This window comes from Actinomadura litoris (assembly GCF_009733595.1).
GTDB classification, from domain to species: domain Bacteria; phylum Actinomycetota; class Actinomycetes; order Streptosporangiales; family Streptosporangiaceae; genus Spirillospora; species Spirillospora litoris.
Map to the genome: position 1 here is coordinate 137,620 of NZ_WOFH01000003.1, position 18,488 is coordinate 156,107.

An 18,488-nucleotide genomic window follows, 5' to 3' on the forward strand; every position below is an offset into this window, starting at 1 on the left:
GCGGTTTGATCGAAGTGGATCACCTGTAGCGCTCTGAGGCCCCCTCGGCGGAAACCGGTGTACGCCGTCCGGCCCCAGGACGCGCCAGAACGGCTCGACCGCCGCGCCGAACAGACCACCACTCGAAAGGACGAGATCCATGGATCTGCCGACCATACAGTCGAACCTGGAGGGCGTGACCGAGCGCGCCGTCGCCACCGTCTTCACCGGCACGGCCACGTTCGTCACGCACGGCCAGGTCATCCTCAACGCGACCTCGGGCTCCTTCACGCCCAACACGCGGGTCACCGCCTCCATCGTCGAGCTCGACAGCAACGGGCTCCCGCAGATCGGTGCGGCGCGCCTGACCATTCACAACGTCCAGCCCTACCAGGGCGGCGTGCGCGTCTGGGCGAACATCGAATGGGGCTCCAACCTGCGAGTCCGGGTCAGTTACTTCTGGGAGACCTGACCCTTCCGCATGACGGTGCGGGCGGCCTGATTCAAGCGGGCCGCCCGCACTTCCCCCTTCCAGGACGCGGGCGTTAGATCCGCTCCAGGAAAACCACCGGGATCTCCCGGTCCACCGTCTTCCGGTACTTCTCGTAGTTCGGCCAGACGGCGACCATCTTGGACCACACCGCCGCGCGCTCGGCGGCGCTCGCGTCCCGCGCCCTGGCCGTGAACCTGTCCCCCCTGACCTGGACCTTCACCTCGGGCTCGGCCTGGAGGTTCTGGTACCAGTTCGGGTTGACCGGGGCGCCGCCGTCGGAGGCCACGAGCACGTAGGCCCCGTCGTGCTCCTGGTAGATCAGCGGGGACTTGCGCTCCACACCGCTCCTGCGCCCCCTGGTGGTGAGGATGAGGACCGGCGCGCCGTTCTCCCAGTCGTGCCCGACCTCGCCGTCGGTCTCCTCGTAGCGGCGCACATGCTCGGGGCCGTACAGCACGGACTCTCCCTCCCGTTGATGATCATCTTCTCCGCCCAACATACGCCGTGGGCGTCCCGCCGGGACAGGGACGCTCGCACCTGGCCCGGGACGGCGGACTGTGGCAGACAGGAAGGATGGACGTCACGGCGGGAGTGTGGGACCGGCTGATCACGGAGGGCACCGGGAAGCGGTTCGGTGCCGGGGAGGTCGTGCTGCGGCAGGGGGATCCGCCGACGCACGTGCTGATCCTGGTGTCGGGACGGGTGAAGGTGCTGCTCACCCTGCCGCAGGGCGAGGTGCTGCTGCTGGCCGTACGGGGGCCGGGGGAGCTGCTCGGCGAGATCGCCGTGCTCGGCGGGGACGACCGGTCGGCGACGGTCGTGGCCATCGACGCGTGCGAGACGCGGGTGGTGGCGGCCGAGCGGTTCCGGGCGCTGGTGCGTTCGACCGGACTGCAGGACGAGCTGCTGCGCCGGGCCGTGCGGCGGTTCCGCGAGGCCGAGGCGTGGCGGGGCGAGATCGCCACGCTGCCCGCCGGGACGCGGGTCGCGCGGGCGCTGGTGCGGCTCGCGGCGGCGTCCGGGGAGACGGTGTGGCTCGGCCAGATGGAGATCGGTCAGGCGGTGGGGCTGTCGCGCGGCGTGGTCGCCGCCGAGCTGGCGCGGTTACGGGACCTCGGGCTGGTCGTGACCGAGCGGCGGCGGGTCGTCATCCTCGATCTCCCCGGGCTGCGGGACCTGGCCGATTCGGGACAAGGTTCTGTCTGATTCCGGACACACAGGGTGTTCGTGCGCCTGCATGGTGGACGGGACATTCAGCCCCCGGGGGAGTCGCAATCATGGAAACGTTCCGCGCGCTGCTCGTCGTCGACGCCGAGCGGTTCAGCGCGCACAGCGACGTGCAGCTGCCCGTGCTGCACATGGAGATCCGGCGCGCGCTCGGCGCCGCGTTCGACCGGAGCGGGCTCGCGCAGGCGTGGGGTTCCGTCCGGTTCGTGGAGAGCACGGGGGACGGGATCCTCGCGATCCTCCCGCACGACATCACGCCGCGCCTGGTCGAGCCGTTCCCCCGGTACCTTCAGGACGAGCTGCACGCGGCGGCGCCCAGGTTGCGGGCCGCCGAGACGCGGTTGCGGCTGCGCGTGGCGATGCACATCGGGCTGGTGGACGACGAGCGTCCAGAGGCGCCGGGCATCTCCACCGCGACCGTCGACGTCAACCGGCTCCTGGACGCCGAACCCCTGCGCGAGGCGTTGAAGCGCAGCGATCCCGGGGTGACGTACGCGGCGTTCCTGCTGTCGGCGGAGCTGTTCAGCGTCTACGTCGCGGGCGGACGGTCGGGCCTGCGCGAGAGCCAGTTCACCGAGGTGGCGGTCAAGGTGAAGCAGTTCGAGCGGCCCGCCTACCTGTACGTCCCCGCCCCGTCCCGGGGCCCGGACGAGCAGGAAGGGCCGCCCTCCGAACCCGCGCCGCCCCCGCCGGCCGGGCGGTCGATCAGCGGCATCACGATCACCGGTGACGGCGCGCAGAACGCGATCGGCAACACCGTCTCCGGCGGCGACCTCCGGCAGGAGCGGCGATGACGCAGATCATCGAGGACGTCACGATCAGCGGTGACGGCGCGCAGAACGCGATCGGCAACTGGGCCTCGCGCGACCTCATCCTGACCCAGCTCCAGTTCGTCACCCGCCAGCCGTCGATGGTGCTCTCGGAGGGGGAGATCGCCGACCGGGTCGCGGGGTACGTGCCGGTGCCCAACCACGAGGAGGTCCTCCGCACCCTGCACGAGTACCACGCGGTGGGGATCGCGGGAGCGCCCGGCTCGGGGGCCGCGACGACGGCGGTCGCCGCGCTGCGGCAGCTGCGTCCCGACCTGCCGATCCGGCAGTTCTCCATGGACACGGAGGACGTCGAGCAGATCGGTGCCCGCCAGCCCCAGGGATACCTCGTGCGCGCCGGCGACGAGGAGGGCGACTCACGGTTGCGGACCTGTATGGAGGCGGTGCAGGCGTCCGGTGGATATCTGCTCGTGGTCGGGGCGGCCGTCCAGGAGAAGTTCAGGGAGTTCCTGCCGGTATACCCGGTGTATCCACCGCCGCCGGAGGCCGTGTACCGGGCGTGGCTGACGCGCCGGGGCATCGACCATCCGCGCTGGTGGAACTGGTCGCGCGCGCCGGCGCTGCTGCGGGACGCCAAGCCCTACGACGCGCGCCGCCTCGCCGAACTCGCCGCCTCGATCGGTAACGAGCACGAGGTCGAGCAGGTGTACCTCCGGTGGAACGAGCAACTGCACACCTGGTTCGCCAAGAACGGCGAGCCCCGGGACCAGGCGCTGATGATCGCCGCCGCGACGATCGCGCCCGCGGACGAGACGAGCGTGTACGGGGCGGCGCTGTCGCTGGCCCGCCAGCTCAACATCCGGCCGGAGGGCGGGGGGCTCGTGTGGTGCCCGTCCACCGGGTTGAACGAGCTGCTCGGCGCCGACCGGGAGGGCGACCGGCTCGTGTTCCGGCGGCAGGGCTACGCCGAGTCCGTCCTGCGGCACGTGTGGGACGACTACCCGCTGACGCGGACGGACCTGCTGACCTGGCTGTCGGCGCTGCCCGTGGACGACGAGGTGGACCTGCCGCGCGACCTGCGCGGCAAGCTGGTCGAGGTGTTCGCCGACCTCGCCGCCGAGCACGACGCGGTGGACAAGATCCTGCGGAAGGCGGAGGTGTGGGCGACCCGGCACGGGGCCGCCGACCTGTCCTACATCGCGCTGGCCCGGACGTGCCTGCACCCGCGTGTGGGCGGGCGCGTGCGGCGGCGGATGTACGAGCTGGCGACGGAGCGGCGGACGCCGCAGATGCTCAAGCTGACGGTGGCGCAGGTCTGCGAGGTGCTGGGGCAGACGCACGTGTCGGTCGCGCTGACCCGGTTGAAGCACCTCGGCACCTACGGCGACGACGTCGTCCAGGAAGAGGTGTTCCAGGTGGTGCGGGCGCTCGCCGCCGTCCACCCGGAGCAGGTGTTCCAGACGTTGCTGATCTGGTGCCGGACCGCCATGAACCTCCAGTCCCAGAAGGACATGTTCAACAGGGCGCGCATCGGGCTGCGGGCGCTGCTCGGTGAGCACGACCGCCCGCTGCCCTCGCAGTATGAGGCGCCGGTCCCCGACAGGACGCGGCTGCGGAGCGTGCTGGAGGTGATGGAGCAGCTCGCGGCGTGCGGCGAGCATGTCCGCCCGCTGGTGGTGGACGCGGCGCGGACGCTGGCGGCCGGCGGGTACCGGGCCCACGTCCTCCAGGCGGCGCTGGTGTGGGCGGGGCGTCCTGGCCCGGCCTCGATGATGGGCACGGAGATCTTCCTGATGCTGGCCGCCGAGCAGGCCCCGGACGGCATCCCCGTGATCCTGACGGACCCGGGAGCCATCGACCCCGTCGACTGCACCCCCGCGTGGGCGGTGGCGATCGCGACGCAGGCGATGGGGCAGGGCGGGTTCGCCGCGTTCGAGGGGACGCTGCGGCTGTGGCTGGACGCGGCGTCCAGGCTCCCCGCGCTGCGTCCGCGCATCGTCTCGATGATCGAGCGGGCGACGGGCGGCGACATCATGCGCCGGGCGGTCGTGCTGGGCATCGTCCGGCGCTGGGCGCTGACCGGCCCGGGCCGGAACGGGGTGAAGAACGACGTCCTGGTCCGGCTGCTGTACCCGGAGTGGAAGCGGCTACTGTTCGTGATCTGGGTGTGGGTGAGTTCGATGTTCGTCCGCGACACGTCGGAGTGACGACGTGCGGGGTTGCCGGGGGTTCCGGGCGGTGGTGGGGTGGGGGGATGCAGAGCGGGATCGCGATCGTGACCGGAGGGACGTCCGGGATCGGGAAGGAGATCGCGCGGGGGCTGGCGCGGCGCGGGTTCCTGGTGGGGATCGTGTGCCGGAGCGAGATGCGGGCGCGGGCGACGGTCGAGGAGTTCGCGGGGAGCGTCCCGGGGGCGCGGGTCGAGACGTTCATCGGCGACCTGTCAGTGCAGATGGACGTCCGCCGGGTCGCCGCGTCGCTGGAGGAGCGCTTCGACCGGCTGGACGTGCTGGTCAACAACGCGGGCGCGCACCTGGTGCGCGCCAAGGTCAGCGCCGACGGCCATGACCGGATGGTCGCGACCAACCACCTGGGCCCGTTCCTGCTCACGAACCTGCTGCTCGGGCTGCTGGAGCGGGCGGCGCCGTCGCGGGTGGTCGTGCTGGCGTCGGAGGCGCACCGCGGCGCCGGGCGGCTCGACGTGGAGCGGATGGCCGAACCCGGGTCCTACGGGGCGGCCGGGTCCTTCCGCGTGTACGGCCGGACGAAGCTGCTCAACATCCTGTTCGCGCGGGAGTTGGCGCGGCGGATGGAGGGCAGCGGCGTCGCGGTGAACGCGGTGTGCCCCGGGGTCGTCGCGACGGGGCTCGGCCGGGACGTGCGGGGCACCGAGCGGCTGGGGTCGCTGCTCGCGCGGACGCCCGTCCTGCGGACTCCGGAGCAGGGCGCGCGGATGGCGCTCCGGCTCGCGGCCGACGCCGAGTTCGAGGGCGACAGCGGCGGGTTCTACAGCTCGGCGCCCGGCGCGGGCATGCTTCCGGTCACGGAGGCGCTGAAGGATCCGGAACTGGGCCGGGCGGTCTGGGAGCGATCCGCTCGCCTTGTGGGCCTCCCTGCGAGTTAACGCGGGCCGATAGCGTGGAGCGCGTGAACGACGTGGAGGCTCCCCGGCCGTCGGCCCTCAAGGACCTGTTCGACGGCGCCGGATACCTGGTGCGCGGCATCGCCTGGACGGCCCGCCACCCCGCGCAGTGGCTGTTCGGCCTGATCCCCGCGCTGATCGTCCTCGTGGTCTACGGGACGGCGCTGGTCGTGCTCGCGCTCAACCTGGACGGCCTCGCCGGGTGGGTGACGCCGTTCGCCGACGGCTGGTCGGACGGCGCGCGCACGTCCGCCCGCGTCGTCGCGGGGATCGCGATCCTCGGGGCGTCGGTGTTCCTCGCGGTCATCACGTTCACCGCGATGACGCTGCTGGTCGGCGACCCCTTCTACGAGGCGATCTCGGAGCGGGTGGAGGAGTCGGAGGGCGGCGCGCCACCGGACCGGGACGAGGCGCCGCTGCTCACCCGGATCGGCCGCGAGATCGCGGACGCGCTGGTCCTCGCGTCCGTCGCGCTGGTGTTCGCGGTCGTGTTCTTCGCCTGCGGGTTCCTGCCGGTGGTGGGGCAGACGGTCGTCCCGGTGGTCGCGGCGCTGGTGTCCGGCTACTTCCTGGCGGGCGAGCTGACCTCGGTCGCGCTGGACCGGCGGGGGCTGCGGCGCCGCGACCGCTTCGCGCTGCTGAAGCGCCGCCGTCCGCTCGCGCTCGGCTTCGGTGTCGCGACGTTCGTGGTGTTCCTCATACCGTTCGGCGCGGTACTGGCCATGCCGGGCGCGGTCGCGGGCGGGACGCTGCTCGCGCGGGAGCGGCTCGCGGAGGTGGTTCCGGCCGATTCGGGGGGACTCGTCGCGGGCTAGGCATTGTGTCCGGAGCGTGATTGGTCGTCCGGACGGAATGGATGATCTTCGCGTAACGTGTGCCGCATGTCCGATCAGGGGGAGCGCAACGTGCGCTGGACCGAGACGAGCGAGAGCGATACCGGTGGCGAGCCGAAGGACTCGCAGGCAGGGGCGGAGACGGACGTCCCGCGGATGGGCTTCCCCGAGGCCAAGGTGCCCGAGGTGCGGGTGCCCCCGCCCGCGGGCCGCACCGAGTTCTCCGAGCCGGCCGCGCCGCCCGCGCCACCCGCCGCGCCACCCGCCGCGCCACCCGCCGCGCCACCCGCCGCGCCACCGGCAGGGCCCGTGCCGCACGACGTCTGGGGAAAGGTCGAGGGGCCTCCCGCCCCGCCCGCCGCCCCGCCCGCCGCGTCGCGGCCGGAGCCCGCGCCCGTGCCCGACCTGCCCGTGCCCGAACTGCCGGAGGCCGTCCTGCCGGAGCTGGCGCCGCGGGAGCCCGCGCCGCCCGCGGCCGCAGAGCCCGCCCCGCCCGCGTCCGCGCCGATGACGTTCCCGCCCGCGCCGCCCGAGTTCGCCACGCCCGCCGCGCCGACCGCACCCGTCGGGCCGCCGCCCGAGCCGCCCGCGCCGGGTGAGGCCGAGGACGTGAAGGTGGCGCCGGTCCCGGAGGAGTCCCCCCAGTGGGAGGGGGCCCTGTTCGAGGACTCCGGCGAGGGCGACCCGCTCTACCAGGCGGCGGTCCCCTCGGGGGTGGGCGGTCCGGCGCGTCCGGGCAAGCCGAGCAGCGGCAACTGGCAGATGCCGGACTGGATGGCCGACGAGTCCGCCGCCGACGCCAAGCTCGGCGGCTCGCCCGCGCCCGCGCACGACGAGTTGGACGGCGGCGGCAAGGGCCGGATCGTGCTGTTCGGCGGCGTCGGCCTGCTGGTCGTCGCGCTGGTCGCGGCGGGCGGCTTCTACCTGCTGAAGGGCGGCGGCGAGGAGGCCAAGCCGCAGGGCGGCAAGAAGAGCCGCCCGCCCTCCACCCAGCAGGAGCCCGAGCAGCGCCCGCAGGACTCGCAGGTGAAGATGCCGCCCGACAAGCGGCTCCGCACGTTCGCCGGACGGCCGAGCCGCGTGCTCGGACGGGTGACCGACGCCCGCGCGGGCCTGGCGTGGCCCCGGCTGGGCCCGCCCTGGCAGGTGCCGGGCAAGCGGGCCAAGGTCGGCACGCCCGGCTGGTCGGGCCAGCAGGTGACGGTGACCGAGCGCCGCGGCCGGCGGGTCGGTTACGGGCAGTTCCTCACCAACGTGCTGCCCCCGGCGTTGCAGGGCGGCTACCACGGCCCGGAGAGCGTGAAGAGCGTCAGCGCGCAGGCGGCCAAGCACTTCGAGGAGCAGTACTACGGCTTCCCGCACCGCACGACGCCGCTGGCCTCGCAGTCGCTGACGGTCGGCGGCCACCGGGGCTGGATGGTCGCGTCCTACCTGACCTACAAGCGCGCGGGCGTCAAGGCGACCGGTGAGATCGTCGCGACCGCGGTGATCGACACCGGCCGCCCGGCGCCCGCCGTGGTGCTCGCGGTGCTGCCGAACACCGGCAAGCAGGTCTGGCCGGACCTCCACCAGTTCTTCGCGCAGGTGAAGGTCGCCGCCTGACGCGGCGGTGCCGCCGCCCGGCGCGCGGAGGCTCCGGTTTCGCCCCATCGGTCCGGTAGCGTCCTAGCGCTATGCGCTATGGACGGGCGTTCCGCGTGGTCGGCCGGTCGCGGCCTCTGGTGCCCGCGCTGACCGGGCTGGGGCTCGGGCTCGCGGTGCTCGGGCCGGGGCTCGCGCCCGGTTTCGTGCTGTCCTACGACATGGTGTTCGTGCCCGACCCGTCGTTCACGCCGATGACGTTCGGGCTGACGGGGACGGTGCCGCGGCACGTGCCGAGCGACGTGTTCGTGACCGCGCTCGCGTCGGTCGTCCCGGCGGACGCGGCGCAGAAGCTCGTCCTGCTGGCGGTCTTCGTGATGGCGTGCGCGTCGGCGGCGTCGCTCGTCCCGTCGCGGCGGCTGTTACCGCGCCTGGCCGCCGGGGTCTGCTACACGTGGAACCCGTTCGTCGCGGAGCGGCTGCTGCTCGGCCAGTGGGCGCTGCTGCTCGGTTACGCGGCGCTGCCGTGGGTGCTCGCGGCGGCCACCGGCGTGAACGAGCCCGGCGGCTCGCGGCGCCTCGTCCGCGCGCTGGTCCCGGCGGCGATCGGGGGTTTCGCCGCGCTGACCGTCTCCGCCATCGCCGCACTCACCGCCGCGCTGGTCACGGGCCGCACGCGCGCGGGCCTGCGGGTGGTCGCGGTGGTCGCCGTGCTGAGCCTGCCGTGGCTGGTGCCGGGGCTGCTCCGTCCCGCCGGGATGCCGGAGGACGGCGGCGCGGTCGAGGTGTTCGCCGCCCGTGCCGACACGCCGTTCGGGACGCTCGGCAGCCTGCTCTCGCTCGGCGGCGTCTGGAACTCCGAGACCGTCCCGGTCGGTTACGGCAACCCGCTGTCGGCCACGTTCTGGCTGCTCCTCGTGCTCGCCGCTCTCGCCGCCCACGCCACGGGCCTGCGGCGCGGCGCCGAGGCGTGGAGCGCGTCGAGGGGGATCGCGGCGGCCGGGGTCGCCGGGTTCGCCGTCGCGGCGTTCGGGGCGGTGGCGGCGCCCGTCCTCGAAGGGATGGTCGACCTGTGGCCGGGGTTCGCGGTGCTGCGCGACGGCCAGCAGTACGTGGCGCCGCTGGCCGTGGTCGTCGCGGTCGGGCTCGGTACGGCCGCCGACCGCGCCGCCGGGGCGCGGTTGCCGCTGGTCCCGACCGGGGCCGTCCTCGCGCCGCTGCTCCTGCTGCCCACGCTGGCCTGGGGTGCGGCGGGCCACCTGCGCGCCGTCGACTACCCGGCGGACTGGGCGCGGGCCCGGCAGATCATCGAGGACGACCCGGCGCCCGGGGACGTGCTGGTGCTGCCATGGGCGTCCTACCGGAGCTATCCCTGGAACCACGACCGCCGCGTCCTCGACCCGCTACCGCGCTACCTGCGCCGCCGCGTCATCGTGAACGACGCCGTCACCGTGCAGCGCGCGGGCGAGGCGGTCACGGTGCGGCCGGAGGATCCCCGGGCGGTCCGGCTCGGGCGGATCATCGCCTCCGGGGCCCCGGACGCGGCCGCGCTGCGCCTCGAAGGTGTCCGGTATGTGGTATTTGATGCTGAGATATCCGCAAGTCATATACAACGTGCCACAACGCTGCTACGTAGCGCTGACCTGGTGGTGTACCGGATCGACGGTACGAGCCCCGCGCACGAGGCTCGGGTTTCGGTGGCGCCTGTTGTGACGGTATGGGTCACCGTGGGGGCAGTGGTCCTCTGGTCAATCCTGACGGCGGGGATTAGCCTGAGCCTTCCTCTGCTTGGCAGCATCAGAAGCATCACCCCCCGCCACCCTCGTCGAAGGGCAGAATGATGCGTATCGCGATTGCCGCTCTGGCCGGAATCCTGCTGGCCGGCGGCGCCTCCATCGGTGCGGTCCAGCTCGCCAGCGCCTCCCAGAAGGACCCGGTCGTCCAGCCGATGTACAACTACGGCTCGCGCTGACCGACCCGTCCTGATGGGGACGCGGCACAACGGCCCCGCCCCGCTGGAGATCATCGTCCCCGCCTACAACGAGGCCATCCGGCTTCCGGCGGGGCTGGGCCTGCTCAGTGAAAAGCTCGCCACGCTCCCGGCGAGCGCGCAGATCGTCGTCGTGGACAACGCCAGCACGGACGGGACGGCTGAGATCGTCCGGTCCTGGCGCGGTCCGGTCCCCGTCCGGCTGCTCCGCTGCGAGCGGCGCGGCAAGGGGGCCGCGGTCCGCACCGGCCTACTGGCGACGTCCGCCCCGTACATCGGGTACATGGACGCCGATATGGCCACCGACCTCGCCGCACTCGACGCCGTGCTCGCCCTGCTCCGGCAGGGTCACCCGGTCGTCGTGGGCTCCCGGCGGCACGGCCGGTCGGTCGTGGAGGGCTACAAGCTGCCCGCGCGGCGGCTCGGCGCCCTCACCTTCAACCGCGTCGTCCGCGATCTCGCGGGCGGCATTCCCGACACCCAATGCGGGTTCAAGTTCTTCTCGGGCCCGCTCGGCCGCGCCGCCGCGGCCGACCTGCGAACCGCGGGATTCTCCTTCGACGTCGAGCTGCTCGCGCACTGCGTGCGGCGCGGCGTGACCGTGACCGACATCCCGGTGGTCTGGCGTGACCGCCCGGGATCGACGTTCTCGGTCCGGCGGCACTCGTTGCAGTGCGTGTTCGAACTGGCCCGCATTCGCTCGCGCGCCAGGCGACCCGCTAGGCGGCCTGTCCCGAGGCCACCTCGCGCCGTCGTCACCGAGCGGACGGATCCGGACCTCTCGGAGGGACTCGTCCTGCCCGACGGCGGGCTGCCCTCCACCTCTGGCGCCGGACCGGGATGAGCATCTGCTCGCATCCCGGTGACACCTCGGTCGCGGGTCTGCGGCTGGCGGTCGTCAACTGGCGCGACCCGTGGCATCCCGCGGCCGGCGGGGCCGAGCGCTATGCGTGGCAGGTGGCGCGCGGTCTCGCCGGTCGTGGGGCCCATGTCCGGTACGTCACGAGTCGGGCGCCGGGCCGGCATCGCAGGGAACGGGTCGAGGACGTGGAACTCGTCCGACTCGGGGGACGGTTCACCGTCTATCCGCTCGTTCTCCTGTGGATGCTGGCCCGGCGTCGCTCGTTCGACGCGGTCGTGGACTGCCAGAACGGCATCCCGTTCTTCACGCCGTGGGCGCTGGGCCGCCGCGTCCCGGTGTTCTGCGTGATCCACCACGTGCACGACGCGCAGTTCGGCGTGTACTTCCGGTCCTGGCGCGTCTGGCTCGCCTGGCTCGGGCGTGCGCTGGAGGGCCCGGTGAGCCGCTGGACGTACCGGCGGCACGCGTACGTGGTCGTCTCGCCCTCGACGCTGCGCGCCGTCCGGGAAAGGCTGGCGTGGACGGGGCCCGTCTATGTGGTCCCCAACGGAATCCCCCGCGAGACCGGGTCCTTTCCTGTCGCGCCGGGGGAGGGCGGTGGGACGGAGCTGGTCTGCGTGACGCGGCTCGTCCCGCACAAGCGGCTCGACCTGCTACTCGACCTCGCCGAGCGGATCGCGGAGCGCCGTCCCGGGCTCCGGGTCCATGTCATCGGGGACGGTCCGGAGGGCCCCGCGCTCGCCGCCGAGATCGCGTGGCGCGGCCTCGGCGGCACGGTGATCGCCCACGGCTATGTCGCCGAGGACGCCAAGGCGGCCCTGGTCGCCCGCGCCGACCTGCACCTCAGCACGTCCGAGGGCGAGGGCTGGGGGCTCAGCGTGATCGAGGCCGCGGCGCTCGGCGTCCCGACCGTCGCGCGGAACGTGGACGGGCTCCGCGACGCCGTCCGCGACGGCGTCACCGGCTGGCTGACCGGCCCGTGCGAGCGGACGGACGAGGCCGTCGAACGCGCCCTCAAGGACCTGGACGACCCGTCCCGCCGGAAGGAGGTCGCCGAGGCCTGCCGGGCATGGGCGGCGGAGTTCGCCTGGTCGCGGACCACGGACCGGATGGCGGCGCTGTTAGCCGCCGCCGTGCGCACGGGGACGTCCTCGACGAAGGACGACCGGGCGCACGTCGTGCACCGGTACGGTGACGAGCACCCGAGGGTGGTGGAGGGCCCGGTGCGCGACGAGCTCGTCGCGCTGCCGCACCGGACGCTCCGGACCGCGACCCCGACCGAGCGCCTCCTCGGACGCGCCGAACCCGCCGCGCCGCCCGAGCGGCGGGTGCGCTCGTAGAGGGGGCGGGATGGCGGTAAGAGAGGCGAACCCGCCGCGCGCGGAGACGTCGCCGCCCGCGCCCGCGGACGACGACCCGGCGGAACGGCTGCGCGAGCGGCTCCGCGTCCTCGCGTGCTGCCTGGCGCTGGCGGCGCTGTCGTTCGGCACCCGTCCCGGCGCGATCCTCGCCGACACCAAGATCGACATGGCGCTGGACCCGGTCGGCTTCCTCGGCCGCGCGCTGCACCCCTGGGACCCCGAGCAGTTCGGCCAGCTCCAGAACCAGGCGGTCGGCTACCTGTTCCCGATGGGCTCGTTCCACGCGCTCGGCGAGCTGGCCGGGCTGCCGCCGTGGATCACCCAGCGGGCATGGCTGGCGCTGCTGATGTGCCTGGCCTTCACCGGCGCCCGGCGCCTCGCCGGACGGCTCGGCCTCGGCACCCCGACGACGCGCCTGCTCGCCGCGCTCGCCTACACGCTGGCGCCGAACGGGCTCGCGACGCTCGGCCAGATCTCCTCGGAGTACATGCCGGTCGCGATGCTCCCGTGGATGGTGCTGCCGCTGGTCGCGGCGGCGTCGGGGGAGTGCGGACGGGTCCGCGCCGCCGCCCGGTCGGGGCTGGCGGTCGCGTGCTGCGGCGGCATCAACGCGACCGCGACCGTCGCCGTCCTGGTCGTGCCGTTCCTGTACGTGGTGACCCGGCCGCGCGGGTCGTCCCGTCCGAGGCTGCTCGCGTGGTGGTCGGGCGCGGTCGCGGCGGCGAGCGCGTGGTGGCTGGTCCCGCTGCTGCTCACGGGCCGGTACGGGTTCTCCTGGCTGCCCTACACCGAGCGGGCGTCCACGACGACCGGGCCGACGGGGCTGGTCAACGTGCTGCGCGGCGCCGAACGCTGGGTCAACTACCTGGTCGTGGACGGCCAGGTCTGGTGGCCGGTCGGGCACGGGCTCTCGATGGACCCGCTGCCGATCCTGTGCACGGGCGCGGTCGCGGCGCTCGGCCTCGCCGGGCTGCTCCACCGGCCGCTGCCCGAGCGGACTTTCCTGCTCCTCGTCCTGCTCACCGGCGTCGCGATCCTGTCGGCCGGTCATGCCGGTGACGTGCCGGGGCCGCTGGCGTCCTCGACCCGCGACCTGCTGGACGGCCCGCTCGGCCCGCTGCGCAACCTGCACAAGTTCGACGCGGTCGTGCGGCTGCCGCTGGCGCTCGGGCTCGCCGCCCTGCGCTTTCCCCGGGTGGCGCAGTTTCCCCGGGTCGCGCGGTGGCGGGGGCTGGTGAGCGCTCCGGCCGCGGCGTTCGTCGCGCTGGGCGGGGTCGGCGCGACGGCGCTCTCGCACGGGCTGTCCGGGCCGGGCGACTTCAAGGAGGCTCCCGGCTACTGGCGGGACGCGGCGGCCTGGCTGAACGCGCGCGCCGGGCACGAGGGCGTGCTGGCCCTGCCGGGCACGCCGTTCGGCGAGTACCTGTGGGGCCGTCCGATGGACGACGTCATGCAGCCGCTCCTGGACGCGCGATGGGGCGTGCGGCAACTCGTCCCCGTCGGCTCGCCCGGATACACGCGTGTGCTGGACGCCGTCGACCGCCAGGCCCGCACGGGGCGGCCTTCCCCCGGGCTGGCCGCGTTCCTGGGACGGATGGGCGTCCGTTACGTCCTGGTCCGCAACGACCTGCGGCGGGAGACGCTGCGCGGCGCCGTGCCGTCGCGGCTGCACCAGGCACTGGACGGCTCGCCCGGCCTGCGGCGGGCCGCCGCGTTCGGCGGTCCGGTGGGCGGGGACCTCGTCGACGACGCCGTGTCCGCCGTGGACCAGCCGCGTCCGGCGCTGGAGGTCTACGAGGTCGCCACGCCCGGCATCGTGACGTTGGCGGACGCGTCCCGTCCGGTGCGGGTGTTCGGAGGTCCGGAGTCGCTGCTGCCGATGGCGGACGACGACGCTCTGCCGCGCGGGCCCGTGCTGATGAACGACGACGCGCCCGACCTGCGCGGGACGACGGTGGTCACCGACTCGCCCCGGTTGTCGCGCCGCGCTTACGGCGAGTTGCACCAGTCGTCGCCGACGCTGTCGGCGGCCCAGGGCCGCGAGGCGACCGACGTCCTGGACACCGGATGGGACCGCTACACCACTCACGCCGCTTACGGCGGCGGCGTCCGCGACGTCACGGCGTCCAGCTCGCTCGGGGGTGACGACGTGATCCCGCAGGCCCGCGAACCGGGATCGGTCCCGTTCGCGGCGCTCGACGGCGACCCGGCGACGGCGTGGCGGACCGGCGGCTGGGACGGCCCGGTCGGCCAGTGGCTCCGCGTCGACTTCGACGGGCCCCGGGAGGTGGGGTCGCTGACGGCCGCGTTCGTCGGCTCGGGGCCGCCGGTCGCGCGGGTCGCGGTCGAGACCGAGCGGGGGGCGGTGGAGCAGGCCGTCGGCGGTGGCCAGGGGCTTCGCGTGCCGGACGGGCCGACCCGCTGGGTGCGGCTGCGGATCACCGGGCTCGCGTTCGCGGCCGTCGCGCCCGCGCTCACCAGCGCCGGTGTCTCCGAGCTGTCGATCGGCGGCCTGGAACCGGCCCGCTCGTTCACGCTGCCCGCGCCCGCCGGGGCCGCCGCCTACGTGATGGGCCGGGCGCCGGACGCCGCGTCCGCCTGCATGAAGGGCAGCCTGCGGTGGGTGTGCTCGCCGTCCCTGAGCGCCGGGGACGAGGAGGGAACGGGCTTCGACCGGACGTTCGTCTCCGCGACACCCCGCCCCGTGCCGCTCACCGGGACGGCCGTGCTCACCGACCGGCGCCTCATCGACCGCTACACGGCGCCCAAGGGGCGGACGGTCGTCACCGCGAGTTCGGCCCTGTCCGCTCACCCCGCCGACCAGGCGCGCTCGGCGTTCGACGGCGACCCCGCGACGGCGTGGATCTCCGGCGAGCGGGACCGGGCGCCGGAGCTGACCGTCCGGTGGAAGGGACGCAGGCGGGTCTCGGCGGTGACGGTCACGCGCCCGCCGGGCGCGTCGGGGCCGGTCCGGGTGCGGGTCGAGGGAGGAGGCGGCGAGACGCGCGAGGTCCTGTCGGACGCGGCGGGCAGGCTGACGTTCGCGCCCCTGACCACCGACCGCCTCACGCTCGCCTTCCGCAGGGACCGGCGCCTCCAGCCGGTGCAGATCACCGACCTGGCCGTGCCGGGCGTGCGGCCGCTCGGCGGTGCCGCCGCGTCCCCGCTGGCGCTGCCGTGCGGCTCCGGGCCGGAGGTGAGGCTCGGCGGCGCGGGGGCGCAGGCGGGCGTGGCGACCAAGGCGACCGGCAGGCTCGGTGACCTGCTGACGGGCCGCCCGCTGCGGTTCACGGCCTGCGGACGGCCGCGCCTGGTCGCCGGGCCGAACCGCCTGACGGTCGCGCCGCTCGGGCCTTTCCGCGTGGACACCGTCACCGTGGGAGGCGACACCGTGGGCGGCGACACCGTGGGAGGCGCCGCCGCCGGCGAGGCCGCGCCGCGTCCGGTCGCGGTGCGGAGCTGGGGCCCCGGCTCCCGGACGGTCGAGGTCGCCGCCGCCGAACGCTCGTTCCTCACCGTCAACGAGAACTTCAACGCCGGATGGCAGGCGACCATCGGCGGCACGGAACTGCGGCCGGTCCGGCTGGACGGATGGAAACAGGGCTGGCTGGTGCCCGCCGGGACGAGGGGCACCGTCCGGCTCACCTACGGACCCGACCGCGCACAGCGCGCCGCGATCGTCGCCGGCCTGGGCGTGCTCGCCCTGCTGGTGCTGGTCGCGGCGTCGCCGGGCGGGCGGCGCGACCCGGTCGCGGGTGCCACCGGGACGGGCTGGCCCGCGTGGGCCGCGATCGGGCTCGCCGCCGCGCTCGGCCTCTGGATCGCCGGACCGGCCGGGCTCGCCGTCGCCGCCGCGTCCGCCGCCGCATGCGGGTGGGCCCGCACCCGCGGCTCCCGCCCCGCCCGCGCCCTGGCCTCACCCTGGGCGATCGCCGTCCCCATGCTCGCCGGGACGGCCTGCCTCGCCGCCGGGGCCTGGCTGAACCGGCTCGGCAACCCGGGCGCTCCGTCCGGCGTGCTCGGCGACGTCGCGCCGCAACTGCTCGGCGTCGCCGTCGCCGGACGCCTCGCCGCCGAACTGTGGCGGCCCCGCCCGTCCGGCGGCCGGATCGAACTCAGCTGGACGGCGCCGGTGCCGACCGCTCCCGATCACGACGAGGAACGCGGCGCATCCCCAGCCTCCGCACCGGCTCCTCCACCAGGTACAGGCTCAGCGTCGCCGCCGCGATGGCCGCCGCCGCCATCAGCGGCAGGTCCGTGGCCACCTCCCCCCGGAACAGCCGGTCCGTCCCCTCGTACCAGCCCACGATGATCAGCATCTGCCACAGGAACACGCCGTAGGAGATCCGGCCGAGGAACCGGGCGACCGGGTTGCCGAGGACCGCCTCCAGCCCCGGATGGCCGGGCGGCGCGAGCGCGACCGGCGCGACCAGCGCCGCCGCGCACAGCCCGCTCAGGACCAGGTCGAGCAGCGACGTCCAGAGCACGTCGGGCGTCTGGAGGTCGATGGGGCCGGTCACTGGAGTGGAGACGATGACGTAGAGCATCGCCGCCGCCGTCCAGCAGGCGATCCACGAGTCCGCGACGGCGCGGCAGAGCGCGGCCACCGGGCGCCGCTCGTCCAGCCGCGCCCAGACCGTGACGACCGCGAGCGCCATCCCGATCGCGAACCACGCGAAGTAGCGGGGGAGCCACAGCCCCATTTGCGAATGCGTGCCAGATGCGAACACCAGGGCGGTGAAGGGCGCCGACAGCGCCGCGTACACGCCGATCGCGCACAGCAGCCGCCGGGCCCGCGCCCCGACGTCGTCCGCCGGTCCGCGCCGCGCGTACCAGCCGAGCAGCGCCGCCGTCGGGGGCAGCAGCAGATACCAGGCGACCTCGACCGCGAGGCTCCACACCTGCCCGAGATGCGCGGGCCCGAGGTCGCCGTTCCACCAGTGATTCGGGAGATAGGTCTGGGTAAGCGTGAGAAGCGCGCCCCAGGTAACGGGATCGCCGATATGCCCGCGCCCGGCCGTGACCATATAAACGATGACCAGGGCCCAGTAGGCGGGCAGAATCCGCAGCGCGCGCTTACGGAAATAGACGCCCGCCTTTGGCGTGGAACCGCCCAGGGCGGCGGCGGCCCAGGGGCGGTAGAGCAGCAGTCCCGACAGCGTGAAGAAGATCGGGACCCCGATCTGCCCGCCGTTGTAGAGCCAACCCGTCCCGGACGGATTCAGGAGCGCGCCCGCCGAACTCGCCACATGGAACACCAGGACGGCCAGCGCGGCGACCGCCCGAAGCCCGTCCAAGGTGTTCTGGTGCCCCGACACCGGCGGCGCCCCGGCCTTCATATCCCGACGCCCCTCTTGCGCAGAACCAGGACGAGATTCCATGTCGCGACCTCCCGCAGACCCGGGACCCGCACGACGCCCTCCGCCCAACGCGGGTGGTAGCGCGGCACGGCGTCCAGGACGCGGACGTCCTCCCGCGCACGGGCCCACGCCAGCGCCGCCGACACCGACACGGGATGCAGGCTGTGGCCGAACCGGTTCTTGGGCGGACGCCCCGTCCGGCGCTCGTACCTGCGTGCCGCCCGGTCGCCGCCCAGATAATGCCAGGGCGACGTCTCATGCCCGCCCCACGGCGACAGCCAATTGGTGAACGACAGGAAGACCGTGCCGCCCGGCCGTGTCACCCGCACCATTTCCGCCGCCATTCGCCACGGGCCGGGAACATGCTCCAGCACATTGGACGAGAAGCAGACGTCGGCGCTGCCCGTCCTGAACGGAAGGGCGAGGGCGCTCGCGACCAGAGAACCCGCGCCGGGTGTCCCGTGCGCGGTCATCTCGGCCACATCGTGGTCGATTCCCACGCACCGCGCACCGGCCGCCGTCAACGCGCGCGCGAAGAACCCGGAACCCGTGCCCACGTCGATGACGGTGGCGCCGTCCAGATCGGTGTACATGCTCAGTTGCGCGACGGTGTCGCGGGCCATCAACGCGTAGAAGGATTCCGGGTCCCGCTGCTCGTGCCGGAACGCGGTCAACAACCGCACCGACCGCGCCAGCGTGGCCCGATGCCGCTGCGACGCGGGGGACGCCGATGCCATGGGGCACCTCACGGGGACTCTGGGCGTGGACGTACGGCGGAGCCTATCCGCCCGGATCCCCGCCGGACAGAACACTGCCTGACGACCTGACGGGTCCGGTAACCTACCCGCTGCCGCCGGACGCGGCGCCCGGCGGCGGCGTCCTCCGGAGGT

At 74.1% G+C, this 18,488-nt stretch carries 14 protein-coding genes and 1 pseudogene; 12 read left to right on the forward strand and 3 right to left on the reverse strand.

The window, feature by feature from the left end; all coding sequences use genetic code 11:
• Nucleotides 1–139 precede the first annotated feature (139 nt).
• Nucleotides 140–451, forward strand: coding sequence for a hypothetical protein (locus GNZ18_RS08685; RefSeq protein WP_156215754.1), 312 nt, complete (start codon nucleotides 140–142; stop codon nucleotides 449–451).
• A gap of 73 nt (nucleotides 452–524) precedes the next feature.
• Here the strand turns inward: GNZ18_RS08685 and GNZ18_RS08690 are convergent, their stop codons facing one another.
• On the reverse strand, nucleotides 525–929 hold the full coding sequence (locus GNZ18_RS08690; RefSeq protein WP_312874388.1) for a nitroreductase family deazaflavin-dependent oxidoreductase: 405 nt from the start codon (nucleotides 927–929) through the stop codon (nucleotides 525–527).
• A gap of 116 nt (nucleotides 930–1,045) precedes the next feature.
• On the opposite strand from GNZ18_RS08690, the gene GNZ18_RS08695 reads away from it, so the two are divergent.
• The 11 genes and pseudogenes from GNZ18_RS08695 to GNZ18_RS41945 form a co-directional block, all read left to right on the forward strand.
• The gene (locus tag GNZ18_RS08695) at nucleotides 1,046–1,678 is read left to right on the forward strand and encodes a Crp/Fnr family transcriptional regulator (RefSeq protein WP_156215756.1); all 633 of its coding nucleotides are present in this window, start codon (nucleotides 1,046–1,048) and stop codon (nucleotides 1,676–1,678) included.
• Between the two features lie 71 nt (nucleotides 1,679–1,749).
• Entirely contained in the window at nucleotides 1,750–2,493 is a 744-nt protein-coding gene (locus GNZ18_RS08700; protein ID WP_156215757.1) for a hypothetical protein, read from the forward strand.
• Nucleotides 2,490–4,676: a hypothetical protein gene (locus tag GNZ18_RS08705; RefSeq protein ID WP_156215758.1), complete on the forward strand. Its 2,187-nt coding sequence runs from the start codon at nucleotides 2,490–2,492 to the stop codon at nucleotides 4,674–4,676. The genes GNZ18_RS08700 and GNZ18_RS08705 overlap by 4 nt, the downstream gene beginning before the upstream one ends.
• 47 nt (nucleotides 4,677–4,723) lie before the next feature.
• The gene (locus GNZ18_RS08710) at nucleotides 4,724–5,593 is read left to right on the forward strand and encodes an SDR family NAD(P)-dependent oxidoreductase (RefSeq protein WP_156215759.1); all 870 of its coding nucleotides are present in this window, start codon (nucleotides 4,724–4,726) and stop codon (nucleotides 5,591–5,593) included.
• 23 nt (nucleotides 5,594–5,616) lie between these two features.
• The gene (locus tag GNZ18_RS08715; protein ID WP_312874389.1) at nucleotides 5,617–6,426 is read left to right on the forward strand and encodes an EI24 domain-containing protein; all 810 of its coding nucleotides are present in this window, start codon (nucleotides 5,617–5,619) and stop codon (nucleotides 6,424–6,426) included.
• 66 nt (nucleotides 6,427–6,492) lie between these two features.
• Entirely contained in the window at nucleotides 6,493–8,046 is a 1,554-nt protein-coding gene (locus GNZ18_RS08720; RefSeq protein ID WP_156215760.1) for a flagellar basal body-associated FliL family protein, read from the forward strand.
• 71 nt (nucleotides 8,047–8,117) lie between these two features.
• Entirely contained in the window at nucleotides 8,118–9,866 is a 1,749-nt protein-coding gene (locus tag GNZ18_RS08725) for an MmpA family trehalose lipid delivery protein (RefSeq protein ID WP_156215761.1), read from the forward strand.
• The gene (locus GNZ18_RS43050; RefSeq protein WP_281377906.1) at nucleotides 9,866–9,997 is read left to right on the forward strand and encodes a hypothetical protein; all 132 of its coding nucleotides are present in this window, start codon (nucleotides 9,866–9,868) and stop codon (nucleotides 9,995–9,997) included. The genes GNZ18_RS08725 and GNZ18_RS43050 overlap by 1 nt, the downstream gene beginning before the upstream one ends.
• 13 nt (nucleotides 9,998–10,010) lie before the next feature.
• Nucleotides 10,011–10,859 carry a glycosyltransferase gene (locus tag GNZ18_RS08730; protein ID WP_156215762.1) on the forward strand — a complete coding sequence of 283 codons (849 nt, stop codon included), beginning with the start codon at nucleotides 10,011–10,013 and terminating at the stop codon, nucleotides 10,857–10,859.
• A complete protein-coding gene (locus GNZ18_RS08735) occupies nucleotides 10,856–12,217 on the forward strand; it encodes a glycosyltransferase family 4 protein (protein WP_156215763.1) in 1,362 nt (453 codons plus the stop codon). The genes GNZ18_RS08730 and GNZ18_RS08735 overlap by 4 nt, the downstream gene beginning before the upstream one ends.
• Before the next feature lie 10 nt (nucleotides 12,218–12,227).
• Nucleotides 12,228–15,323 (forward strand): annotated as a pseudogene (locus GNZ18_RS41945) (alpha-(1->3)-arabinofuranosyltransferase domain-containing protein); the annotation flags it as partial.
• A 1,030-nt stretch (nucleotides 15,324–16,353) separates the two neighbouring features.
• Here GNZ18_RS41945 and GNZ18_RS41950 read toward each other — a convergent pair.
• Nucleotides 16,354–17,577 (reverse strand): acyltransferase family protein, encoded by a 1,224-nt coding sequence (locus GNZ18_RS41950; protein ID WP_246249551.1) that lies wholly within the window; start codon nucleotides 17,575–17,577, stop codon nucleotides 16,354–16,356.
• Nucleotides 17,574–18,335, reverse strand: a complete 762-nt coding sequence (locus tag GNZ18_RS08750; RefSeq protein WP_156215766.1) for a class I SAM-dependent methyltransferase — start codon at nucleotides 18,333–18,335, stop codon at nucleotides 17,574–17,576. Before GNZ18_RS08750 ends, GNZ18_RS41950 begins: the two co-directional genes overlap by 4 nt.
• Between the last annotated feature and the right edge of the window lie 153 nt (nucleotides 18,336–18,488).

What these genes read in the sequence shown, in the direction of transcription:
- GNZ18_RS08685 (WP_156215754.1), top strand. Translation starts at nt 140, where the DNA reads ATGGATCTGCCGACCATACAGTCGAACCTGGAGGGCGTGACCGAGCGC.
- GNZ18_RS08695 (WP_156215756.1), top strand. Translation starts at nt 1,046, where the DNA reads ATGGACGTCACGGCGGGAGTGTGGGACCGGCTGATCACGGAGGGCACC.
- GNZ18_RS08700 (WP_156215757.1), top strand. Translation starts at nt 1,750, where the DNA reads ATGGAAACGTTCCGCGCGCTGCTCGTCGTCGACGCCGAGCGGTTCAGC.
- GNZ18_RS08705 (WP_156215758.1), top strand. Translation starts at nt 2,490, where the DNA reads ATGACGCAGATCATCGAGGACGTCACGATCAGCGGTGACGGCGCGCAG.
- GNZ18_RS08710 (WP_156215759.1), top strand. Translation starts at nt 4,724, where the DNA reads ATGCAGAGCGGGATCGCGATCGTGACCGGAGGGACGTCCGGGATCGGG.
- GNZ18_RS08720 (WP_156215760.1), top strand. Translation starts at nt 6,493, where the DNA reads ATGTCCGATCAGGGGGAGCGCAACGTGCGCTGGACCGAGACGAGCGAG.
- GNZ18_RS08725 (WP_156215761.1), top strand. Translation starts at nt 8,118, where the DNA reads ATGCGCTATGGACGGGCGTTCCGCGTGGTCGGCCGGTCGCGGCCTCTG.
- GNZ18_RS43050 (WP_281377906.1), top strand. Translation starts at nt 9,866, where the DNA reads ATGCGTATCGCGATTGCCGCTCTGGCCGGAATCCTGCTGGCCGGCGGC.
- GNZ18_RS08730 (WP_156215762.1), top strand. Translation starts at nt 10,011, where the DNA reads ATGGGGACGCGGCACAACGGCCCCGCCCCGCTGGAGATCATCGTCCCC.
- GNZ18_RS08735 (WP_156215763.1), top strand. Translation starts at nt 10,856, where the DNA reads ATGAGCATCTGCTCGCATCCCGGTGACACCTCGGTCGCGGGTCTGCGG.
- GNZ18_RS41950 (WP_246249551.1), bottom strand. Translation starts at nt 17,577, where the DNA reads ATGAAGGCCGGGGCGCCGCCGGTGTCGGGGCACCAGAACACCTTGGAC.
- GNZ18_RS08750 (WP_156215766.1), bottom strand. Translation starts at nt 18,335, where the DNA reads ATGGCATCGGCGTCCCCCGCGTCGCAGCGGCATCGGGCCACGCTGGCG.